The organism is Desulfosporosinus sp. Tol-M2 (assembly GCF_059735615.1).
Map to the genome: position 1 here is coordinate 6188 of NZ_JCAIJG010000069.1, position 806 is coordinate 6993.

Sequence of the window (806 nt, forward strand, 5' to 3'; positions counted from 1 at the left end):
GCCGGGGAGCAGATTCTAAGCGCCAAACTTGTCGCCCCCGGAGAGAGCAGCAATAATAGCCTGGCCTATGCTATCAAGCCTGGAATGCGGGCCATTACCGTAGCTGTGGATGAAAGAACCGGCCTGGCTGGGATGTTGAAACCTCAGGATCATGTGGATATTATCTCTGAATTTGAGAGCGCAGCGGCCGTTTTCTATACAACCCCTATCGTCGAGAATATAACTATCCTGGCCGTGGACTCTGTGACATCTAAAACCGGCAAAGCACTTGGCAAGGATGGGTCGGCGGCACCTTATACCACCCTTACCTTGCAGGTGACACCCCAGGAAGCGATGAAATTGAGCATGACAGAGGCGAAAGGTCATCTGCGGGCACTTCTAAGGTCTCCGTTGGATAGCGCACCAACCAATTTGCCGAGCATCACCCTTGATAGTATCATGGTGAAATAGGAAAAGGAGCGCCTGATGATGAAAATAAATGTAATGTTGATCAGCAAGCTGGAAAAGAATCTCAGTGCAATCAGGCCGATGATTGATGGTGAGGAGATCGTGGTCATCGGAGAGGCAACCGGTGGTACTGCGGCCTTGGACAAGATCGAAAACATTTCACCGGATATCATTATTATGACCCTGGGGGCAGGGGATACGGATGTGCTGAGTTTGGCCGAGCGGATCATTCTCCATCGGCCCCATACCCATGTAATTATCCTGGTAGAATATATGGATATGGACATTCTGCAAAGCGCAATCAAGATTGGTGCTCACAATGTGACAGAATTCCCGAAGTCGGCCAAAGAATTCAGCGA

General features: G+C 50.0%; 2 protein-coding genes (1 of these 2 cut by a window edge). Both read left to right on the plus strand.

Annotated elements, in window-relative coordinates; all coding sequences use genetic code 11:
* Nucleotides 1–450: Flp pilus assembly protein CpaB (cpaB, locus tag AC6I5A_RS04960; RefSeq protein WP_034612473.1), on the plus strand; the 450-nt coding region annotated here is incomplete at its 5' end.
* 33 nt (nt 451–483) lie between these two features.
* On the plus strand, nt 484–806 hold the start of the coding sequence (locus tag AC6I5A_RS04965; protein ID WP_497900504.1) for a CpaE/TadZ family protein. Its footprint extends 748 nt past the window's final position; the window shows 323 of its 1071 coding nt (coding positions 1–323); the start codon lies at nt 484–486; its stop codon lies off the right edge, out of view.